This window comes from Erythrobacter sp. JK5, from assembly GCF_018205975.1.
Classification (GTDB): Bacteria; Pseudomonadota; Alphaproteobacteria; order Sphingomonadales; family Sphingomonadaceae; genus Erythrobacter.
The window spans coordinates 327,883-343,676 of the sequence record NZ_CP073577.1 but is presented as its reverse complement, the minus strand read 5'-3'; the positions used below and the strand labels follow the sequence as shown (position 1 = coordinate 343,676).

Below are 15,794 nucleotides of genomic sequence, written 5' to 3'. Positions count from 1 at the left end.
GTCGGGACTATACGGCACGCCGATGCACTGTCAATCAATCTGGCATGTAGAGGTGGTAATTATTGTAACGCCACTTGGCCTAACCAATCTTGGCGGCGGTGAGGAAGCGCTTCCGGCTCTGCGAAGCCTGCTGCTGCACCTCTTCGAGAGCCATCCGCTCGGTCGTTTCCAGCATCGTCTCGAGCAAGCGTGTGAAATGCTTGCGCATCGCCACGCGCGCGGCCGCCGGATCCCGCGACTTCAGGGCTTCGAAGATGGTGCGATGCTCCTCGATCCGGGACTTCGGATCGTGCACGCAAACCGCATCGTAGGTGCCTTTCACTCCGGCGATCTCTTCGCGCATGCGCCACAGCGACTTGATGCTGTGGAGGATCGCTGCATTGTTGGTCGCTTCCGCGATCGTGCGGTGGAATTCCTCGTCCGCCTGGTTGGCGCGTTCCTCGTCATCGGTGCCCATCTGCTCGACCAGTTCGGCGAGTATGGCGATTTGCTCGTCGGAAATATGATAGGCGGCGAGCGCAGCGGATTCGGATTCGACCAGCAGCCGCGCCTCGGTAACTTCGAATGCGCTGGCTTCGGGCAGCGCGGCGCTGCTCGGAGGGGCCTCTTCGCTGACATAGACCCCCGAGCCGGTCTTGATCTCGAGCCGCCCGATCGCCTGCAGAGCGATTTCGGCTTCACGGATCGTGACCCGGCTGACCCCCAGGCGTTCGGCCAGTTCGCGCTCGCCGGGCAGCCGGGTGCCGGGCGGGAATGCGCCCGAATCTATGAGGTCGGTGATCTGTTCCGCCACCGATTGGAATAGTCGTTTACCGCTCATCCCAGACCCTTGATTACCGTTGTTGCTTACCCCTGTATCCGATCTTTACCTGCCTACGCTACCTTCCTGTCAACCACAGCGATCGACTGCCGCCGCAGACCCCATCCACGACGGCAGTCGTGCTCGGGTCAGAACCTGACCCGTGCCCCACAAAGTAGCGCGGCCCATAAACCTGGATTGCGGCGAAATCATCGGGAGCGCCGCGGAAGTTCGTGCGCGGTTCGTTGAACAGGTTGATCCCTTCCGCCGTCAGCCGAACGTTGTCGTTGAGTTCGAACGACACCCGCGCCTCGAACACGCCGACATCGTCGACGTATCGGATGCGGCCCGGGGTGGCGACGAATTGCTGGAAGTACTCGCTGCGATACTTGTACACGCCCTGGAAATCGAACGGTCCGATTTCGTAATAGGCCTGCGCCGAAAGCACGTGTTCGGAGAAACCGAACAGGTTCGAAGGCGGGATCAGCCCGTTGCTGGTGCTGGTCGAGCCGTCGGCGTTGACGGTCGTGATCGCACCCAGCGTATCGTCTTCGAATTCGAAATCGGAATTGGCGTAGTTGTAGCTGACCTTGAAGCCCAGACCGTCAAGCGGGAACGGGAGATAACTGAAGCGGTGCGCCGCAGTGATCTCGATCCCGTAGATCGTACTGGTTTCGTTGGTGGTATCGATCGAGGTCACCAGCAGATCGGCGCTGGCATCTTCGATTGTGAACGTCTCGAACACGCCGACCGTTTCGAACCCGCCGTTGAAGCTCTTGTAATACGCGTTGAACGCCAGGATCGTATCCTTGTTGGGATACCATTCCAGCCCGGCATCGACGTTCCACGACAACAGCGGATCGGTCGCCGGATTGCCGGTCGCCGAAACATTGTTCACGCCGCCAATCAGCGCTTCCTGCGGCGTCGCGAATTCATCCTCGTCGTTGATGTTGATGATCCGGCCGTCACCCAGCTCGGACGGGTCGGGACGCGACAGCGCCCGATAAACCGCGAACCGACCGAGCAGATCGGGCTGGAATTCGGCCACGAGGTTCAGGCTCGGCAAGACCGCCGTGTAGGACGCAAGCGAGTTGCGAACGGTCAGCCGCGTGGGGTCTTCCACCAGCGCGAACCCGGCCACACCGTCCTCGTCGACATCTTCGACCTCGATGTTGAGCGTGGTCCGGAAACCACGCGACCGGATTGAGGTGTTGACGACCCTGAGGCCGACATTGCCCCGCACCGGCAGGTTGCCGAATTCGGTATCGAAATTGCCCTGGAGGAAACCGGCCCAGCTGCGCTCGGTCACATCGGTGTTCTGGATCGAATCGAAATCGCCGGTCGGGAAGATGATGTTGCCATCAGCATCGAACTCAAGGCCAGACGGATCTTCGCGCTCCAGCACCCGCACGATGCAACGCGCGTCGAACGTCGCGAAGGTGTTCGAAGTGCCGAGCACGTTGCCGTTGAGATCGACATTTGTGATCAGCGGATTGCCGCCGGACACCGAAGCCAGGAAGCCGGTTTCCGGAAAGCTCGTGCGACACTCCCGATTGGCCACGGCGAGGGCGCCGGTGCCATCGGTGTCGTTGTAGTTGATTTCCTGGCGGCTGGTGCCGTTCGATGCGCCCGGGACATCGCGATAGATCAGCTCCTGATACCGGGTCCCCGCCTGGACCGATGTGAAGAACCCGTCCAGCTCGTACTCGAAGTCGCCGCGCATCGCCCAGATGCTGTTGAAGCGGTCTTGTTCCAGATCGGCGCGCACGCGCGGATCGTTGGCGAACAGGCCGTGATCGGTGACGTCGAAATTCTGGGTGAAGAAGTTGAGCCCCTGCGACCCGTTCTGGCGGATCAACACTGCGGTTTCGACCCGATCGTCGGTACCGTTGGTCCGCCCCGCATTGGGGGTCTGATCGCTTTCAAACGCTTCGGGAAAGAACGGATTGCCGTTGGCGTCGGTGTTGCCCTCGATGCTCTCGCCATCTTCGGTCCGGAAACGGACCTGCACCGCTTCTTCGATTCGCTGGGTTTGCGAATAAGAGGCGTCGAGCGAAACCGTCAGTCGATCGGTTGGCTTGAAATCGAGGGAAAGCCCACCGCCCCAATATTCCTCGTCGCGCTCGAGATATTCGCTCACGGCTTCGATGCGCTGTTCGTTGGTAAACTGCCGCAACGCGCCGCTTTCCGTGAACAGGAGATCGAACCCTTCGATCTTGTTGGGATCGCCCGGCCCGTCGATCCTGCGGCCTTCTGCGAAATTCAGATCGCTGCGCTGCTCGCGGAACAGCCGCGACGAATACTGGAAGTCGGCATTTATATTGACGTCCGGACTCGGCTTGTACTGGATCGCGGCGAAGATCGCGTCGCGCGTGTCGTCGGTGATGTTCGAACGGAACGAATAGCTGTTGCGCGCGATCACGAACGGCAGATTCACGCTGCCGTCGCGCAAGCCCGCGATGGTGCTGCCGCTGGTGTCGCAATTGCCATCGTCGAATACCCCGTCGCTGGTCGTGCTGGGGTCGAGAACGCAGGCGCGGATCGTATTCGATACGTTCGCTTCCTGCTCGGGATTGGTCGTCTCGTTGCGTTGATAGCCGACCGAGATACCGAGCTCGCCATCCCCGACTGCGAACTGATCGACATAGCTCAAGGTGCCGCGGTACCCGATATCCTGGAACCGCTGATCGGAATCGATATCGAGGTTGTCGGGATTGATGCTTGCCTTGATCTCGCCCTGGATCCGGCGCTTGCCGTAGTCGAGCGGCTTGACCGTCTCGAGCACGATCTGGCCCGCCACGCCGCCTTCGATATAGCTCGCGGCCTGAGTCTTGTAGATGCCGACTTTGCTGAACAGCTCCGACGGGAACTGGCTGAAATTGACCGAGCGATCCCCGCTCCCGTTGGTCGCCCGGCGACCGTTGATCACCGTCGAACTCAGAAACGGGCCGAGCCCGCGGATCGAAATCTCGGTCGCGCCGCCCTGCTCGCGGTGCGAACCGGCACCGGTCAGGGTTTCAAGCGCCTCACCGATCGAAAGCGCGGGGAGATCACCGATCTCGCTTGCGGAAAGCGCGTCGAACACCTCGGTCGAGTTGCGCTTCTCGTTGATCGAGCCCTGGATCGTCGCGCGAATTCCGGTCACGACGATATCGCCCTGACCCTCCGAAACCTGGGTATCCTCGTCGTCCTGCTCGTCCTGCGCAGCCAGCGGCGTTGCGGCAAGAGCCGTCCCCGCGAGCAATGCTGCCGAAATCGAAACGCGCGAAAAACCGCCGATGCGCGATGCTCCGGTTGCCATGGTTCTCTCTCCCCTCAGTTTGTTATGCCGTCAGGGATAGAGCCTCCTACCTCCAAGTCAACCATTCTGTCATACCATTTTCCAAGCTAATGCCAGTCCAATTTTCAACGCACTGTTTTCCTTGCCGTTCCAGCCGCTCGCGCCGCGGACTCTGGCGTGGAAAAGGCCGAAATCTCCGGTAAAGACTTCCATCGTCGAGCCGCCAGCCTTGTCGGTTTTCCCTGCGCCCGGACCCCAAAAAGTGTGGCGCGATGGCCGCGTTTCAGACTGAATCGCACGTTTTCGCAGGCAGTTGTGCACAATGGCAACAATCCTGTTTCGCCATTTTCAGTCGCTTTTTCATGTGGTTAAATATTTATCCATACCAATTGGTATGACACATGGCGGAGATCGGGCTACTTATCCGTTTGACTCGATTCGGCTTGAAGATATGTTCCGGCCAAATTGCACAAGAATAAACATGATGGGAGAATGTCATGGGGTACCGGAACTCAGGCGCATGGGCGTCGTCGAGGAAGTCACGAATTGTTGCAGGCCTGCTGACCGGCTCGGCCATTGCCTTTGCCCCAGGGGCAGCCTGGGCGCAGGACGCTGACGAAGACGCCACGGTCGCGTCGGACGGCGAGGAAAACCAGATCGTCGTTACCGGCATCCGCAGCGCATTGCGCAGCGCGCTCAACGAAGAGCGCAACGCCGACAGCCTGATCGAAGTCATCCAGGCGGAAGACATCGGCAAGCTGCCCGACCAGAACCTGGCCGAGGTGCTCGAAAACATTCCCGGCGTTCAGATTACCCGTACCGCCGGCGTCGGCACCGGAGTGCAGATCCGCGGCACCAACGACAACCGCACCGAAATCAACGGCGTCGGCACCGTCGCCTCGGGTCGCGGTCGCGGCGGGATCAACTTCGAAGACGTGAACGCGGCGATCATCGCTTCGGTCGAAGTCATCAAGGCACCCGAAGCCAGCACGATCGAAGGTTCGGTCGGCGGCACGATCAATCTCAGGACCATTCGCCCGCTCGACATCGTCGACCGGGTAGCAAGCATCCGGGTACAGGGCGAATACAGCGAGCTGTCAGACAGCGTGACGCCGCGTATCGCCGCCAGCTTCGGCGACAACTGGTCGACCGGTGCGGGCGAATTCGGCATCGTGCTGGCCGGCAGCTTCACCAAGCAGGAAGCGACTTCGTTCCGCCCGCGTGTCGATCGCGACGGCGGGCTGGTAGAGAACAGAAACGCGCAGGTCATCCGCAACGGCAACGTGGAAAACCAGGTCACGCGGCGCCCGGCTGCACAGGATTTCGACTTCCTCGGCATCCAGTTCCTCAACCAGGAGCTCGAGAATTTTGAATACGAGACGATCAACTTTGCCGGTTCGGTCGAATGGGCACCGAGCGACAATCTGAAACTGTATTTCGACGCCTTCTACAACGATCAGGAACGGCGGCAGGACAGCTCGCGCGTTCAGGGTTCGGGCGTCAGCGCCGTGTTGAACTACAACGTGCCCGAATCCTTCGAAACGGTCGATTTCGGCACACTCGACGGCGTCCAGCTCGGTTCGATCCAGGCCGCTCTGACGGGCACGATCCAGCCCTTCCTCGCGATCGACGACGACGATCCGAACCTGCGCTTTTCCAGCGACACGGGCGCGCGTCTGACCGAAAGCCAGCTCTATCGCGCCGGTGTCGAATGGGAGCTCGGGGGCATGTCCGTGCGGCTCGAAGGGTCGACAACCAAGGCGGATACCGTCAATCCCGAACTCAGCACCACGCTGAACTTCATCAACCCCAACACGCCGCTCGATGCAGGCGGAGGCAACGACAACGCGGTGCCTTTCCGTTACGATCTGCGCGACGGGCTGGCGTTCGGCATCGACTCCTCGTCGCCGTTCGCCCCGACCGTCCAGCAGCTGCTCGATCCGGCCAACGTTGTGCTCGATGCGATCAACGTCGGCGCCGACGAGACAAAGAACTCGGAAGATGCCATCCGCCTCGACCTGTCTTACGAAGGCAGCGGACTTCCGAGCTTCCTTACTTCGCTCGATGCGGGTTGGCGCTACAACGTCCGCAAGAGCGAATTCCAGGAGATCGGGTCGAATCTCGGCCTTAGCTCGCTCAGGGACAGCCCGCGCGGCACGGCTTTTGCCGAGCTGCTCGTGCCTGGCCCCAACAATTACGGCGATGGTGACGGACGCGAGTTGTTCTTCGGCGATTTCCTCGTCGTCGACCCCAACCGTGCGTTCAACGATCAGGCCGGTACGCTTGCGATCCTGCAGGCCGCCTTGCAGACCGTCCCGGGCATGCGGACGATCGCTGGTCTCACGCCGAGCGCGCTTGGCTTTTACGACATCGAGGAAAAGACCCTTGCGGCCTATGGACAGGCGCATTTCGAATTCGGTCCGGTGCGCGGCAATGTCGGCGTGCGCTTCGTCGACACGCAGATCACTTCGATCGGCAACGCGGTGTCCGGCAACGCGATCGAACAGACCACCACGAAGGGCGGTTACACCCAGTGGCTGCCGCGTGTGAACCTGGCCGCAAATCTGACCGATGACCTGATCCTGCGCGCCAGCTACACCGAGGATATCAACCGGCCGGACTTCAACACCCTGTCGACCTCGATCGTGTTCGGTACCAGTTCGCAGGCTTCGGTCGGGATCGGAAACCCGAACCTGGCGCCGGAAACCGTGCAATCCTACGACGTTTCGCTCGACTGGTACTTTGCACCATCGGCGCTGATCAGCGTGGCGTTCTTCCACAAGGACCGCACGAACCTGTTCGTCGCCCAGCTCGAAGAAGCGTTCCGTGACGGCAACGGCTTTGGGGATATCGTGCCTCCGTGCGAAGGCGGCGGCATCTTCAACCCGGTCGCGGACCGCAATATTTCGTCCGACATTCCCGGCAACGGGATCTGCGTCGATCTGCTCACGACCATCAACGATCCGGCCAGCACGACGCAGACCGGGGTCGAGGTCGCGTTCCAGTACGATCTGTCGCGGTACGAGGACGCGCTGGGCTTCGCATCGGGCTTCGGCATCCTGGCGAACTACACCTACCAGGATTTCGGCGGCGGCCAGGCAACCAACACCTCGGCGTCACGCGGGACCGATGTCTTCAACGCGATCAACGGCATCTACAACGATGCCAATTTCGTGCCGGTGACCGCGGTTCAGGGCCTGCTCGACTTCTCGCAGCACTCCTACAACGTCACGTTGTTCTACGAGAAGTACGGCCTCTCGGCACGCGCGCGCTATACCTGGCGTGACGCGTTCCGGACGCTCGACACCGCCGGCGGCGCATCGCTCAACAGCACCTTCGGCTTCCCGGTGGTGACAGAGTCGCGCGGCCAGCTGAATGCGAGCGTCTCGTACGACGTTACGGACTGGTTCAACATCGGCGTCGAAGGCGTCAACCTCACCAAGTCGGACATCACGCAGTCCTGCGTGAACGAAGGGGCGCTGTTCTGCTTCCAGGGCCTTCCGGACCGTCGTCTCGTGTTCGGCGCATCGGTAAGCTTCTGACGAGAAACCCACCCGGCCCGTCTGCGGACCGGAGACCATTGCGAGGCGCCGCCGGAAACCCCGGCGGCGCCTTCGTCATTTGTGGCAATGAATGGCGGAGAGGGAGTCTGCCAATTGCTTGAGATAGAGACCTAATTTTTAGGAATTTTCACGTATCTCTATGTTTTTTACCCCACACTTTATCCCACATGAGAAACTTTTCGATTTTGCTACTGTAAAGCCTTAGAATGAAGCAGTGCAGTCGATCAGCCCTCAGAATCTTCTGTACTTAAGCTGATGTGCAAGCGGCCTGAAAAGAAACGCTCACCACCGTATTCGACCCAAACAGTGAATGGCCCCTCATCAATCACCGGGAAGTTTTGCAAGCCGAACTGGCTTATCAGTATCAGATACTCCTTGCCGTCAGACCGCGCGGCATCAAAAGAGTTCGCGACAAACTCGTCGTCAAATTGGTGACTAAAGACTTCCTCTCCACTCGGAGAGAGCATTTGAATGACGACGCCCTTCCTTAGCTCTCTATCGAGCGGGATTCGGCTGCGAGTGTACACGGCCAAATTTGGCAAGGCTGGTTTGTAATCGGCGTCGCTGACTTTGTCCTTCGGCGCCGCCGCCTTTAAGTTAATTCTGTCTGGCATAACCCCGATTAGGGATGCCACCCCGCCACGCTCGCTCCGTGCATGCTCACAGAACATGGAAAGCGATATTATATCAGGACTGGTCATTGAGCCTCGACCAAAACGCCAGCTCCGTCCAATTCAACTTCGGCTGTCTCACCGGCAGCAGAGCTGAATGTATAGGTCGTAAAGGACTTAGCTGGGGCACACACTTCGTGCTTATTGTCTCCATCCGTCCCCTCAACTTTGGAAAGATCAAAGTCAGCTCGATAGCCAGCAGCCCAAGCGATTTCGGCTACTCTACCGAGGCACAAGTCCGACTTACCATTGAGTTGCCTTGTAACAACTGAGCGATGGACTCCAATTGCATCCGCAATCTGCGACCGCGAGATTTCAGGCTCATTCGCGAGCATCTCCTGGAGCTGCCTCCGCACCTTGCCAACAAAGCGGGCGGCAACCTTACGATTCTTGGGTATGGCAATTTGATACGACATTCTTAGGCTCTACTCCGCCGACAAACTTAGGATCATCTAGATCAAGGCGCTCCCTCTTGAACCACGCTTGCTCACAGTAACCCGCGTAAAGACAACCTTCCTTGACCGCGTTTGCATCGGCCACGTCGGTACAGATGAAAATATCCTTCCGCGCAAAAAAACCGAACAGGCGTAGGTCAGGAGTCTTCAATTCCCAGATACCGTCGCGCTTATGGCTCAGGACGTGAAATTGACGAGGGCAATCCAGCACGCCTCCAGTGGCAAAATGATAGACCAATTCATCAAGCTGCTCCGCAGGACTTAATTCAATGTCCCATTGCGACTCCATGCTCTCAATCAGTTTGGCGCATTGTGAATCCACGCCTTTAACGAAAAAAATCAGCCTTTCTTCCAGTTCATCCTCGTCAAGGTCAGCATCGACCTTCACGAGTTCGCGACTCGCAACAAGATTTAGAATTGTTGCCATTTAAGTCAACACCGGTGAAAAAAGCGTTTATCGCACAAAAGGTTCCTAGCACGGTAATTGCTCCCAAGAAGGCGATTGAGTCAAATTCCATTGCGCCCAATCTGACCATGCCTTGTTCCTTGCGACTCACACTTGCCCAAGGTTCTGCGTCCGCCCCCATCGCTTTCCGATAACCCGCCCGCCCCGCTTTCGAAGGTTTGGTCCAAGCTCATCCGCAACCGCGTTCGCGCTGCCGTCACTCATGTGGTTCGCCAACATCGTCAGCCACCCAACGTTCCCACCAAAAAAGGGGGCAGCGACAGCTACCCCCTCCTTGAAACTTATTACTGTTGATGCAGTCCTATTCGGTGCCAACCATTGGAGGCTCTTCAAGGCCAGCAAGCTCGGCCCCAATGGTCTTGGCAACATCAACGCGTACGCTGTCGTTATGCTCTTTGACCGTCATGGTGACGTTTCCATCCTTGTCGAGCAGGACCGCTTCGTCGTCAGTTCCTTCCGCGGCAAGCTGCACGATCAACGGGCGCGGATAAAGGCGGTTGCTTGCACCGTTCGTTCCGTCAACGACTGCGCCAATACCGCCACCAGCTAGAATGTTGCCAAACGTAGACCCGCCTAGCTTGGACTGGATCAAGACATAAGTTGGCTTGTAGCCTTCGGCAAACAAATCGACGCGCTGGTCATTCTTGCGCTTCATCTCAAGTTCGCAAGGCGTGATGCATTCTTGGCCAGATGTGAAAACTGCTCGCGCTCCATCCGGGCGAGTGTCAGTCGAATAATCAACATTGGTGCCATTCAGCACAGTTGCGCAACCGCCGCTGGCAGTCGCCAATAGCGTCGCCAGCACGACGCTTCCAAGCTTCTTCATTTTGGTAGACCCCTGTTCTCGGCAGAATTGCCGCGCCGTGCGCGGTAACGACTAAATAGCTCGCCTGATTGTATCTGAGCGACATTTCGAAGGCTGATTGGTATTTGCCGAATGTCTTGCGCAATGGCAGCCCTTCCTACGAGCATTGCTTCGGTTTCTTCTGGAGCTTTTCAAACTTTGATCCGACGTCTTGCCAGAGCTTAACTCCGTCAAATTCTCCCTCAGCAAAAAGTCGATCCTGCTTCTGTGCAATGAAGAGCCAGCCATCGCTGCCATGGTGCTTCTCCACCCAGAGCGCCATTGCCCAAATCTCTTCATCTCGTGTCATTGGGAAGCAGCTCGCTTGCTTAAGTACGTTCCGTTCTCTGTTACAGGCAGACGGCCATTCACCCAAGGTTCTGCGTCCGCCCCCACCTTTTCCCAATAACGCGACCGCCCCATTTGCGCAGGCTTAGTCCCAATTCATTGGCAACAGAGCCCGCGCTGCCCTTCACCATGTAGCTCGCGACCGTCTCCATATTTGCCCAATACAAAATGGGGTTGGTTGTCGCGCAAATCAGGCTCCCCCCAATCGCGTCCATCTTGCTCACCTTGCGGGAGTATTGGCCACCCGCTTGCTTGATCCACTTGCGTATCAGGTGCCCGCTCAGTTTCCAGCCGAACGGAAAGTGCAGCGCTATGTGAACGTGCGCGCCGTTCTTGCTCCCAATCTCCCTGACCCAGACCGCAGCGAATACCCCGCCTCGCGCGCGCGCGTACTTGTGGCATAATTCGAGGAGCTTCCCGATAAATGCTGTCCCGTCGCAATCATCGATCCCGGCCCATTCATAATTCACGGTCCAAAATCGATTGAGCGGCATTCCCCTAAGCTCGGCAACGGCAATCGCTCTCAAGATGCCTTCCGCGTGCTCTTGCTTCAGTGCCGTGCTTACCCGGTTCTTGAAGTTGCGCGCCCCGCCATGCCCTCGCGCGCGCGTACTGCTCCGTTTATTCCTTCTCGCGCACCCGCGTGGAATGCGCAAAAAGTCTTTGCCCGCTTCCTCTTTTACGGTGTCGGAAAATTCGGTGCTCGGCTGGTCTTTTGCCTTGTCTGATAGTGCCTTGCTCGGCTGACTTGGCCCGTAACTATTATGTTGCATGATGCATGCCAATCGGGCGCGCATGCCTGTTTTCCGCCTGTATTATCAGGCGAGCCAGCGCAGCCCCTGTCGAAGTTTCAAGATTGGTCGATTTCGGGCGGGGACCGCCAATTCCTGACAGCCCCCAAAGCCCGTTATTCACCGCTAAGAAACGGTGCTTGGCGATTGCGCGATTGCGCTAATCGTTCGGCTGGCTGCTTGATTTCCGATGATTGTTTTTCAAGCCTGCCGCTCGGTGCTCGCCCGGTGCATCAACACGGACCAGCCTCACCGCCAATCGATAGCGTGCGTGGCGATACGGTCCCTCAAGCTCAGTCGAGATTGCCAGCCCATCATCGCGCATTGCGTGGATCGATGCGCCCAGCCGCGTATGCCAAGGGTAGCAATCGTGTTGCGTCACCCCTCCTGGCTCTGCGGCCAGCATGTCGAGCACGCGCGCCCGCTTGCCCCTGTAGCGCCAAATGCGGCCCTCTGAGTCGCGATAGGAGGTTCTGAGGCGTCCGAGCGCCCGCTTGTCGTCAAACGCGCTCACAGGGCATTCTCAGGCACTTCTGCCAGCCTTGCGGATTGCGCCGCCTGTTGATCGATCAGATCCAGCCAATCGATTGCCGCTTCGATTGCAAACTCGACCAGCGAGCGAGGGACTTCGAGCGATTGCTCATTCACCTTGCTTTGCGACTGGCTTGCGAGGTAGTGCGATATTGCTGTTGCGATGAGAGCGATGGCATTGGGGGTTGGTGTTACCGCACCGCCCCCATTCTTTTTAGGCGGTGCCATTTGCACCTCCCTCGACAATGGGAAGGCTTGCCGCCCATGCTTCCGCATCTTCGATGGCAATGCGTGTGGCAGTGCCGAATTTGCGAAGCTTGATGCGACCAGCTGCCGCCTCGCGATACAGGCTCGTTTTTCCAATTCGATAACGACCGCAAAAGTCGCCAACGGTAAGTAGTTCTGATGGGGCCTCTTGCACTGCCCTTCCCTTTCCACCGGATAGCGCCGATAACGCACCGCAGCGAATGCCGTGGCACGCCAAGAACTACGCGTGGCGTGCAGTCAGCACTAGGAAATCCCGGTCCCCTAATTGTCGTTAGAACGAGGGACTGTTCGTCGCACAGCGCTCCAAACGGCGCTCGGATGGCTCCTAACCCTCTTGAGAGCCTCATACGCCTTGGCTCGTGTAACGTGGGCCTCAGCCATTATCTCAGCGACCGCAGCTTCTACGGGAATATGCTCGTTCTCGATACGTTTGAGCGCACTTAATACGGCCACAAGTTGCGTAGAATCACGTTTGAAGGCTTCATTTACCCGCTCCCTCGTTCGGCGCGGTCCCGTGCGGTTTGGAACAAATGACAGACGCCAGTGCTCAGCTTCGCCAGTAAGCGCTCGGCCCAAAAAATCGCGAACTTCGTGAGGTATATCAATGTCGGATTTCAGAAGCTCCGCGAGCATATCGAGAACGTCATCATCAATTGCTTCATCTAGCGACGCAGCTTCGAGCGAGGCTGTTAGCGTGAATGCTCGGCTTATCAGCCGGTTTCTTTCTTCCGTTTCTATCCGGCGACCGTGAACGGGGCACAGCTCCCTTGAAAGCAGGCAAACGCAACTATCCTTTTGGTCCGTCTCGGAGCCACTAAAGGGGTCATCCGGCATGAGTGCTCGTCCCCTCACAGAACTCTGCCCAATCGCCCATCAACTTGCGCCTCTTTTCGAGCATCTGCCCGCGCTGATATGCCGCAACGGTCTTATCGCTTACAACATGCGCCAGCGCCGCCTCGCCAAGCTCTGAAGGCCAAGCGCTCACCTCGCTAACCCAATCGCGAAACGTGCTTCTAAAGCCGTGTGGTGTGGCGACGCGCTGCTCGACGGGGTCAAGGTAGCCAATCCCGCCCTTGCGGATTGACGCCTCGTGCATTCGCTTGATTGGCTTCGCCATCGTCATATCGGAAAGCGGCCTCCCCCGGTTCTGTCCGGGAAACACTAAATCAGTGTATTCGCGGCGATGCGGTTTCATCTTCTCAAGCAAGGCGAGCGCTTGCGGGGAAAGCGGCACCATATGCTGCCGCCCCGATTTCGTGCGCTCGGCTGGAACGGTCCAAGTCGCCGCCTCCAGATCAATCTCGCCCCACGTCATTGCGCGCACCTCTTCCGAGCGCGCCGCCGTGAAAATCACCATTTCGAGAGCCAGCCGCCCCATGCTCTCGACTTGCCGCAAATGCGCCAGAAACTCTGCCATTTGAGCGTAAGGCAATGCGGGATGGTGTTTTTGCTTTGCGCGCTGTTTCGGCAAGCCCTTGTCGATTATCGGCATTGCCAGCGAATGTTCGCGATAGCCCTTGGCAACCGCCCAATCGATCACGCTGCAAATGCGCTGCTTCAATCGCCGCGCGGTTTCGGGCTTCTCAAGCCAGATTAGAGCGAGGCAATCGCGCACCGCCGCCGCGTCAACATCGGCAACCGAACGATTGCCAAAATGCGGGCAAGCATACTTTTCGAGCGTCGTGATCCATTGCGCGACGTGTTTGCCGTTTTTCCAGTTCGGCGCGTTCTCGGCATGCACCTTTTTTACGGCCTCCGAAAATGTGGGGATGCCAGCCGCTTTCGCCCGCTCCGCTACCGGATCGATACCGCGCTCAATTTGCTCGCGCACTTCCGCCGCGCGTTCCCGCGCCAGCTTGAGCGGGACCTTGTTTAGGCCGCCCAACCCAAAATCGCGCCGCCGCTTGTGTTTCTGGATGCGCAAAATCCAGCTTTTCGCGCCGCCCTTGCCGACAACGAGGTAAAGCCCTTCGCCGTCTGGATACCACCCCGGCTCTTTCGCGCCTTTAATCGCCGTCGCTGTGAGCTTGCCCATGCCTTGCCGAAACCTTGCCGTTCACCTTAGTGCGAAGTTAGGGTTTCCCCACACCTCTCCCCACGTGATAACGCGGCTGGCAGGGAACCGCAAGGTTCGGCTAGGGTCGCGAAACCCCTCTATTTCCGTCTATTTTAGCAAAAGGATTGACCGGCTGGGAACGGTCAGGAAACGGTAAGTGGCGGAGAGGGAGGGATTCGAACCCTCGGTACTCGTGAGAGCACAACGGTTTTCGAGACCGCCCCGTTCGACCACTCCGGCACCTCTCCGCGGTGCGACATTCGCACTCCGCCGCGCTGTGAGAGCGCTGCGACCGGTCAATCGGAGCGCGCCCGTTAGCGCAGGCCCCGCCCCTTGCCAAGCCCCGATCGCCCACAAAATGCGGGCATAATCCGCTTCGCAAGACTCCCGAAAGCTTGTTTTGCAGGTGCGAAGAGCCATATCTTGCGAACCATGGAACGCGCAGAGTTCTTTTCGAGCCAGGCGGGCCGCACCATCGTCGCCCCGCGACAGACGCGATCGCGCTTTGGCATCGGTGACATCGTCCGCCACCGGCTGTTCGATTTTCGCGGGGTCGTGTTCGATATCGACCCGGTCTTCGCCAACAGCGAGGAATGGTACGAATCCATTCCCGAAGATCTGCGTCCCCGGCGCAACCAGCCGTTCTATCATCTGCTCGCGGAAAACGAGGATTCGTCCTACGTCGCCTATGTCAGCCAGCAGAACCTCGTGCTCGATGCCGAAGGCGGCCCGGTCGACCATCCGACTGTCTCGCAGCTGTTCGAGCGGTTCAAGGACGGCAGGTACCGCATGCGCCGGTCGCTCACGCACTGAAGCGGTCGCCACTTCGTCAGCTCTTCAATCGCCAGCCTGATCGCAGGATGCCGTAGACCGCAAGAGCGATCACCACGTTGAACAATCCAAGGCCAATCGCGGCGACGATCACATCGCCGTGCGAGCCAATATCGCTCTCGCCAAGGAAACCGTAACGAAAGCCGGAGATCACGTAGAAGAACGGGTTGGCGCGGCTGACCGACTGGAAGACGCCGTGGAGGTTGTCGATCACGTAGAACGTGCCCGACAGCAGCGACAGCGGCGCGATGACGAAATTGGTGATCGCCGCGTTGTGATCGAACTTTTCGGCCCAGATCGAGGTTGCGAGACCCAGCAGAGCAAGCATCACCGACCCCATCAGCCCGAACCACACGACTGCCCAGGTGTGTTCCACGGCAAGGCTGACGCCGGGCCACAGCACCATCGCCAGAGCCACGGTGCATCCCACCGCAATCGCGCGTGTCACCGCCGCTGCGACGATCCCCGCCATCAGCTCGCCCGGGGACAGCGGCGGCATCAACAGATCGATGATCGTCCCCTGGATCTTGCCGGACAGCAGCGAGAACGAGGAATTGGCAAACGCGTTCTGCATCATCCCCATCACGATCAGGCCCGGGGCCACAAAACTGGCGAACGGCACGCCCAGCACTTCGCGCCCTCCACGCCCGAGGGCGACCGTGAATATGACCAGGAACAGCAGGGTCGTGACCGCCGGAGCCCAAATGGTCTGCGTCTGGACCTTGAGAAACCGCCGCACCTCCTTCATATAGAGCGCGAACAGACCCACGCGGTTGATCCCGGTTATGATCGGCACACCGCGCGGCGAGAACCGGGCGCTTCCCCCGGCAGGTTTCTCCAAGGAAGCAGCGTCCGTCGCAGGGTCCGCGTGAGGTAGATCGGTCATGGCATC

13 protein-coding genes and 1 tRNA gene are annotated in these 15,794 nt (G+C 58.9%); 2 read left to right on the top strand and 12 right to left on the bottom strand.

Annotated features, from left to right (window positions below):
* Positions 1 to 79: 79 nt before the first annotated feature.
* The 3 genes from KDC96_RS01600 to KDC96_RS16530 form a co-directional block, all read right to left on the bottom strand.
* Positions 80 to 820: a FadR/GntR family transcriptional regulator gene (locus KDC96_RS01600; protein WP_212450121.1), complete on the bottom strand. Its 741-nt coding sequence runs from the start codon at positions 818 to 820 to the stop codon at positions 80 to 82.
* A gap of 58 nt (positions 821 to 878) precedes the next feature.
* Entirely contained in the window at positions 879 to 4,100 is a 3,222-nt protein-coding gene (locus tag KDC96_RS01595) for a TonB-dependent receptor (protein WP_212450120.1), read from the bottom strand.
* A gap of 69 nt (positions 4,101 to 4,169) precedes the next feature.
* Positions 4,170 to 4,292, bottom strand: a complete 123-nt coding sequence (locus KDC96_RS16530) for a hypothetical protein (protein WP_256439026.1) — start codon at positions 4,290 to 4,292, stop codon at positions 4,170 to 4,172.
* A 284-nt stretch (positions 4,293 to 4,576) separates the two neighbouring features.
* Here KDC96_RS16530 and KDC96_RS01590 point away from each other — a divergent pair, with 284 nt between their 5' ends.
* Positions 4,577 to 7,621, top strand: coding sequence for a TonB-dependent receptor (locus tag KDC96_RS01590; protein WP_212450119.1), 3,045 nt, complete (start codon positions 4,577 to 4,579; stop codon positions 7,619 to 7,621).
* A gap of 245 nt (positions 7,622 to 7,866) precedes the next feature.
* Here the strand turns inward: KDC96_RS01590 and KDC96_RS01585 are convergent, their stop codons facing one another.
* From KDC96_RS01585 to KDC96_RS01550, 8 genes are all read right to left on the bottom strand, one after another.
* Positions 7,867 to 8,343 carry a hypothetical protein gene (locus KDC96_RS01585; RefSeq protein ID WP_212450118.1) on the bottom strand — a complete coding sequence of 159 codons (477 nt, stop codon included), beginning with the start codon at positions 8,341 to 8,343 and terminating at the stop codon, positions 7,867 to 7,869.
* Positions 8,344 to 8,694: 351 nt separating this feature from the next.
* The gene (locus tag KDC96_RS01580) at positions 8,695 to 9,156 is read right to left on the bottom strand and encodes a hypothetical protein (protein WP_212450116.1); all 462 of its coding nucleotides are present in this window, start codon (positions 9,154 to 9,156) and stop codon (positions 8,695 to 8,697) included.
* 379 nt (positions 9,157 to 9,535) lie between these two features.
* A complete protein-coding gene (locus tag KDC96_RS01575; protein ID WP_212450114.1) occupies positions 9,536 to 10,060 on the bottom strand; it encodes a hypothetical protein in 525 nt (174 codons plus the stop codon).
* Between the two features lie 136 nt (positions 10,061 to 10,196).
* On the bottom strand, positions 10,197 to 10,388 hold the full coding sequence (locus KDC96_RS01570) for a hypothetical protein (protein ID WP_212450113.1): 192 nt from the start codon (positions 10,386 to 10,388) through the stop codon (positions 10,197 to 10,199).
* A 58-nt stretch (positions 10,389 to 10,446) separates the two neighbouring features.
* Positions 10,447 to 11,199 (bottom strand): hypothetical protein, encoded by a 753-nt coding sequence (locus KDC96_RS01565; RefSeq protein WP_212450111.1) that lies wholly within the window; start codon positions 11,197 to 11,199, stop codon positions 10,447 to 10,449.
* Positions 11,200 to 11,727: 528 nt separating this feature from the next.
* Positions 11,728 to 11,976 carry a hypothetical protein gene (locus KDC96_RS01560; RefSeq protein WP_212450109.1) on the bottom strand — a complete coding sequence of 83 codons (249 nt, stop codon included), beginning with the start codon at positions 11,974 to 11,976 and terminating at the stop codon, positions 11,728 to 11,730.
* Positions 11,977 to 12,838: 862 nt separating this feature from the next.
* Positions 12,839 to 14,050, bottom strand: coding sequence for a site-specific integrase (locus tag KDC96_RS01555; protein WP_212450107.1), 1,212 nt, complete (start codon positions 14,048 to 14,050; stop codon positions 12,839 to 12,841).
* Between the two features lie 179 nt (positions 14,051 to 14,229).
* A tRNA-Ser gene (locus KDC96_RS01550) sits at positions 14,230 to 14,319 on the bottom strand.
* Positions 14,320 to 14,503: 184 nt separating this feature from the next.
* Between KDC96_RS01550 and hspQ the strand changes: the two genes are divergently transcribed.
* On the top strand, positions 14,504 to 14,884 hold the full coding sequence (gene hspQ / locus KDC96_RS01545) for a heat shock protein HspQ (RefSeq protein WP_212450106.1): 381 nt from the start codon (positions 14,504 to 14,506) through the stop codon (positions 14,882 to 14,884).
* Positions 14,885 to 14,900: 16 nt separating this feature from the next.
* Here hspQ and KDC96_RS01540 read toward each other — a convergent pair whose 3' ends face one another.
* Positions 14,901 to 15,788: an ABC transporter permease gene (locus KDC96_RS01540; protein WP_212450104.1), complete on the bottom strand. Its 888-nt coding sequence runs from the start codon at positions 15,786 to 15,788 to the stop codon at positions 14,901 to 14,903.
* Positions 15,789 to 15,794: the final 6 nt, after the last annotated feature.

What these genes read in the sequence shown, in the direction of transcription:
- KDC96_RS01575 (WP_212450114.1), bottom strand. Translation starts at nt 10,060, where the DNA reads ATGAAGAAGCTTGGAAGCGTCGTGCTGGCGACGCTATTGGCGACTGCC.
- KDC96_RS01540 (WP_212450104.1), bottom strand. Translation starts at nt 15,788, where the DNA reads ATGACCGATCTACCTCACGCGGACCCTGCGACGGACGCTGCTTCCTTG.
- KDC96_RS01555 (WP_212450107.1), bottom strand. Translation starts at nt 14,050, where the DNA reads ATGGGCAAGCTCACAGCGACGGCGATTAAAGGCGCGAAAGAGCCGGGG.
- hspQ (WP_212450106.1), top strand. Translation starts at nt 14,504, where the DNA reads ATGGAACGCGCAGAGTTCTTTTCGAGCCAGGCGGGCCGCACCATCGTC.
- KDC96_RS16530 (WP_256439026.1), bottom strand. Translation starts at nt 4,292, where the DNA reads ATGGAAGTCTTTACCGGAGATTTCGGCCTTTTCCACGCCAGAGTCCGC.
- KDC96_RS01600 (WP_212450121.1), bottom strand. Translation starts at nt 820, where the DNA reads ATGAGCGGTAAACGACTATTCCAATCGGTGGCGGAACAGATCACCGAC.
- KDC96_RS01560 (WP_212450109.1), bottom strand. Translation starts at nt 11,976, where the DNA reads ATGGCACCGCCTAAAAAGAATGGGGGCGGTGCGGTAACACCAACCCCC.
- KDC96_RS01585 (WP_212450118.1), bottom strand. Translation starts at nt 8,343, where the DNA reads ATGACCAGTCCTGATATAATATCGCTTTCCATGTTCTGTGAGCATGCA.
- KDC96_RS01565 (WP_212450111.1), bottom strand. Translation starts at nt 11,199, where the DNA reads ATGCAACATAATAGTTACGGGCCAAGTCAGCCGAGCAAGGCACTATCA.
- KDC96_RS01570 (WP_212450113.1), bottom strand. Translation starts at nt 10,388, where the DNA reads ATGACACGAGATGAAGAGATTTGGGCAATGGCGCTCTGGGTGGAGAAG.
- KDC96_RS01595 (WP_212450120.1), bottom strand. Translation starts at nt 4,100, where the DNA reads ATGGCAACCGGAGCATCGCGCATCGGCGGTTTTTCGCGCGTTTCGATT.
- KDC96_RS01590 (WP_212450119.1), top strand. Translation starts at nt 4,577, where the DNA reads ATGGGGTACCGGAACTCAGGCGCATGGGCGTCGTCGAGGAAGTCACGA.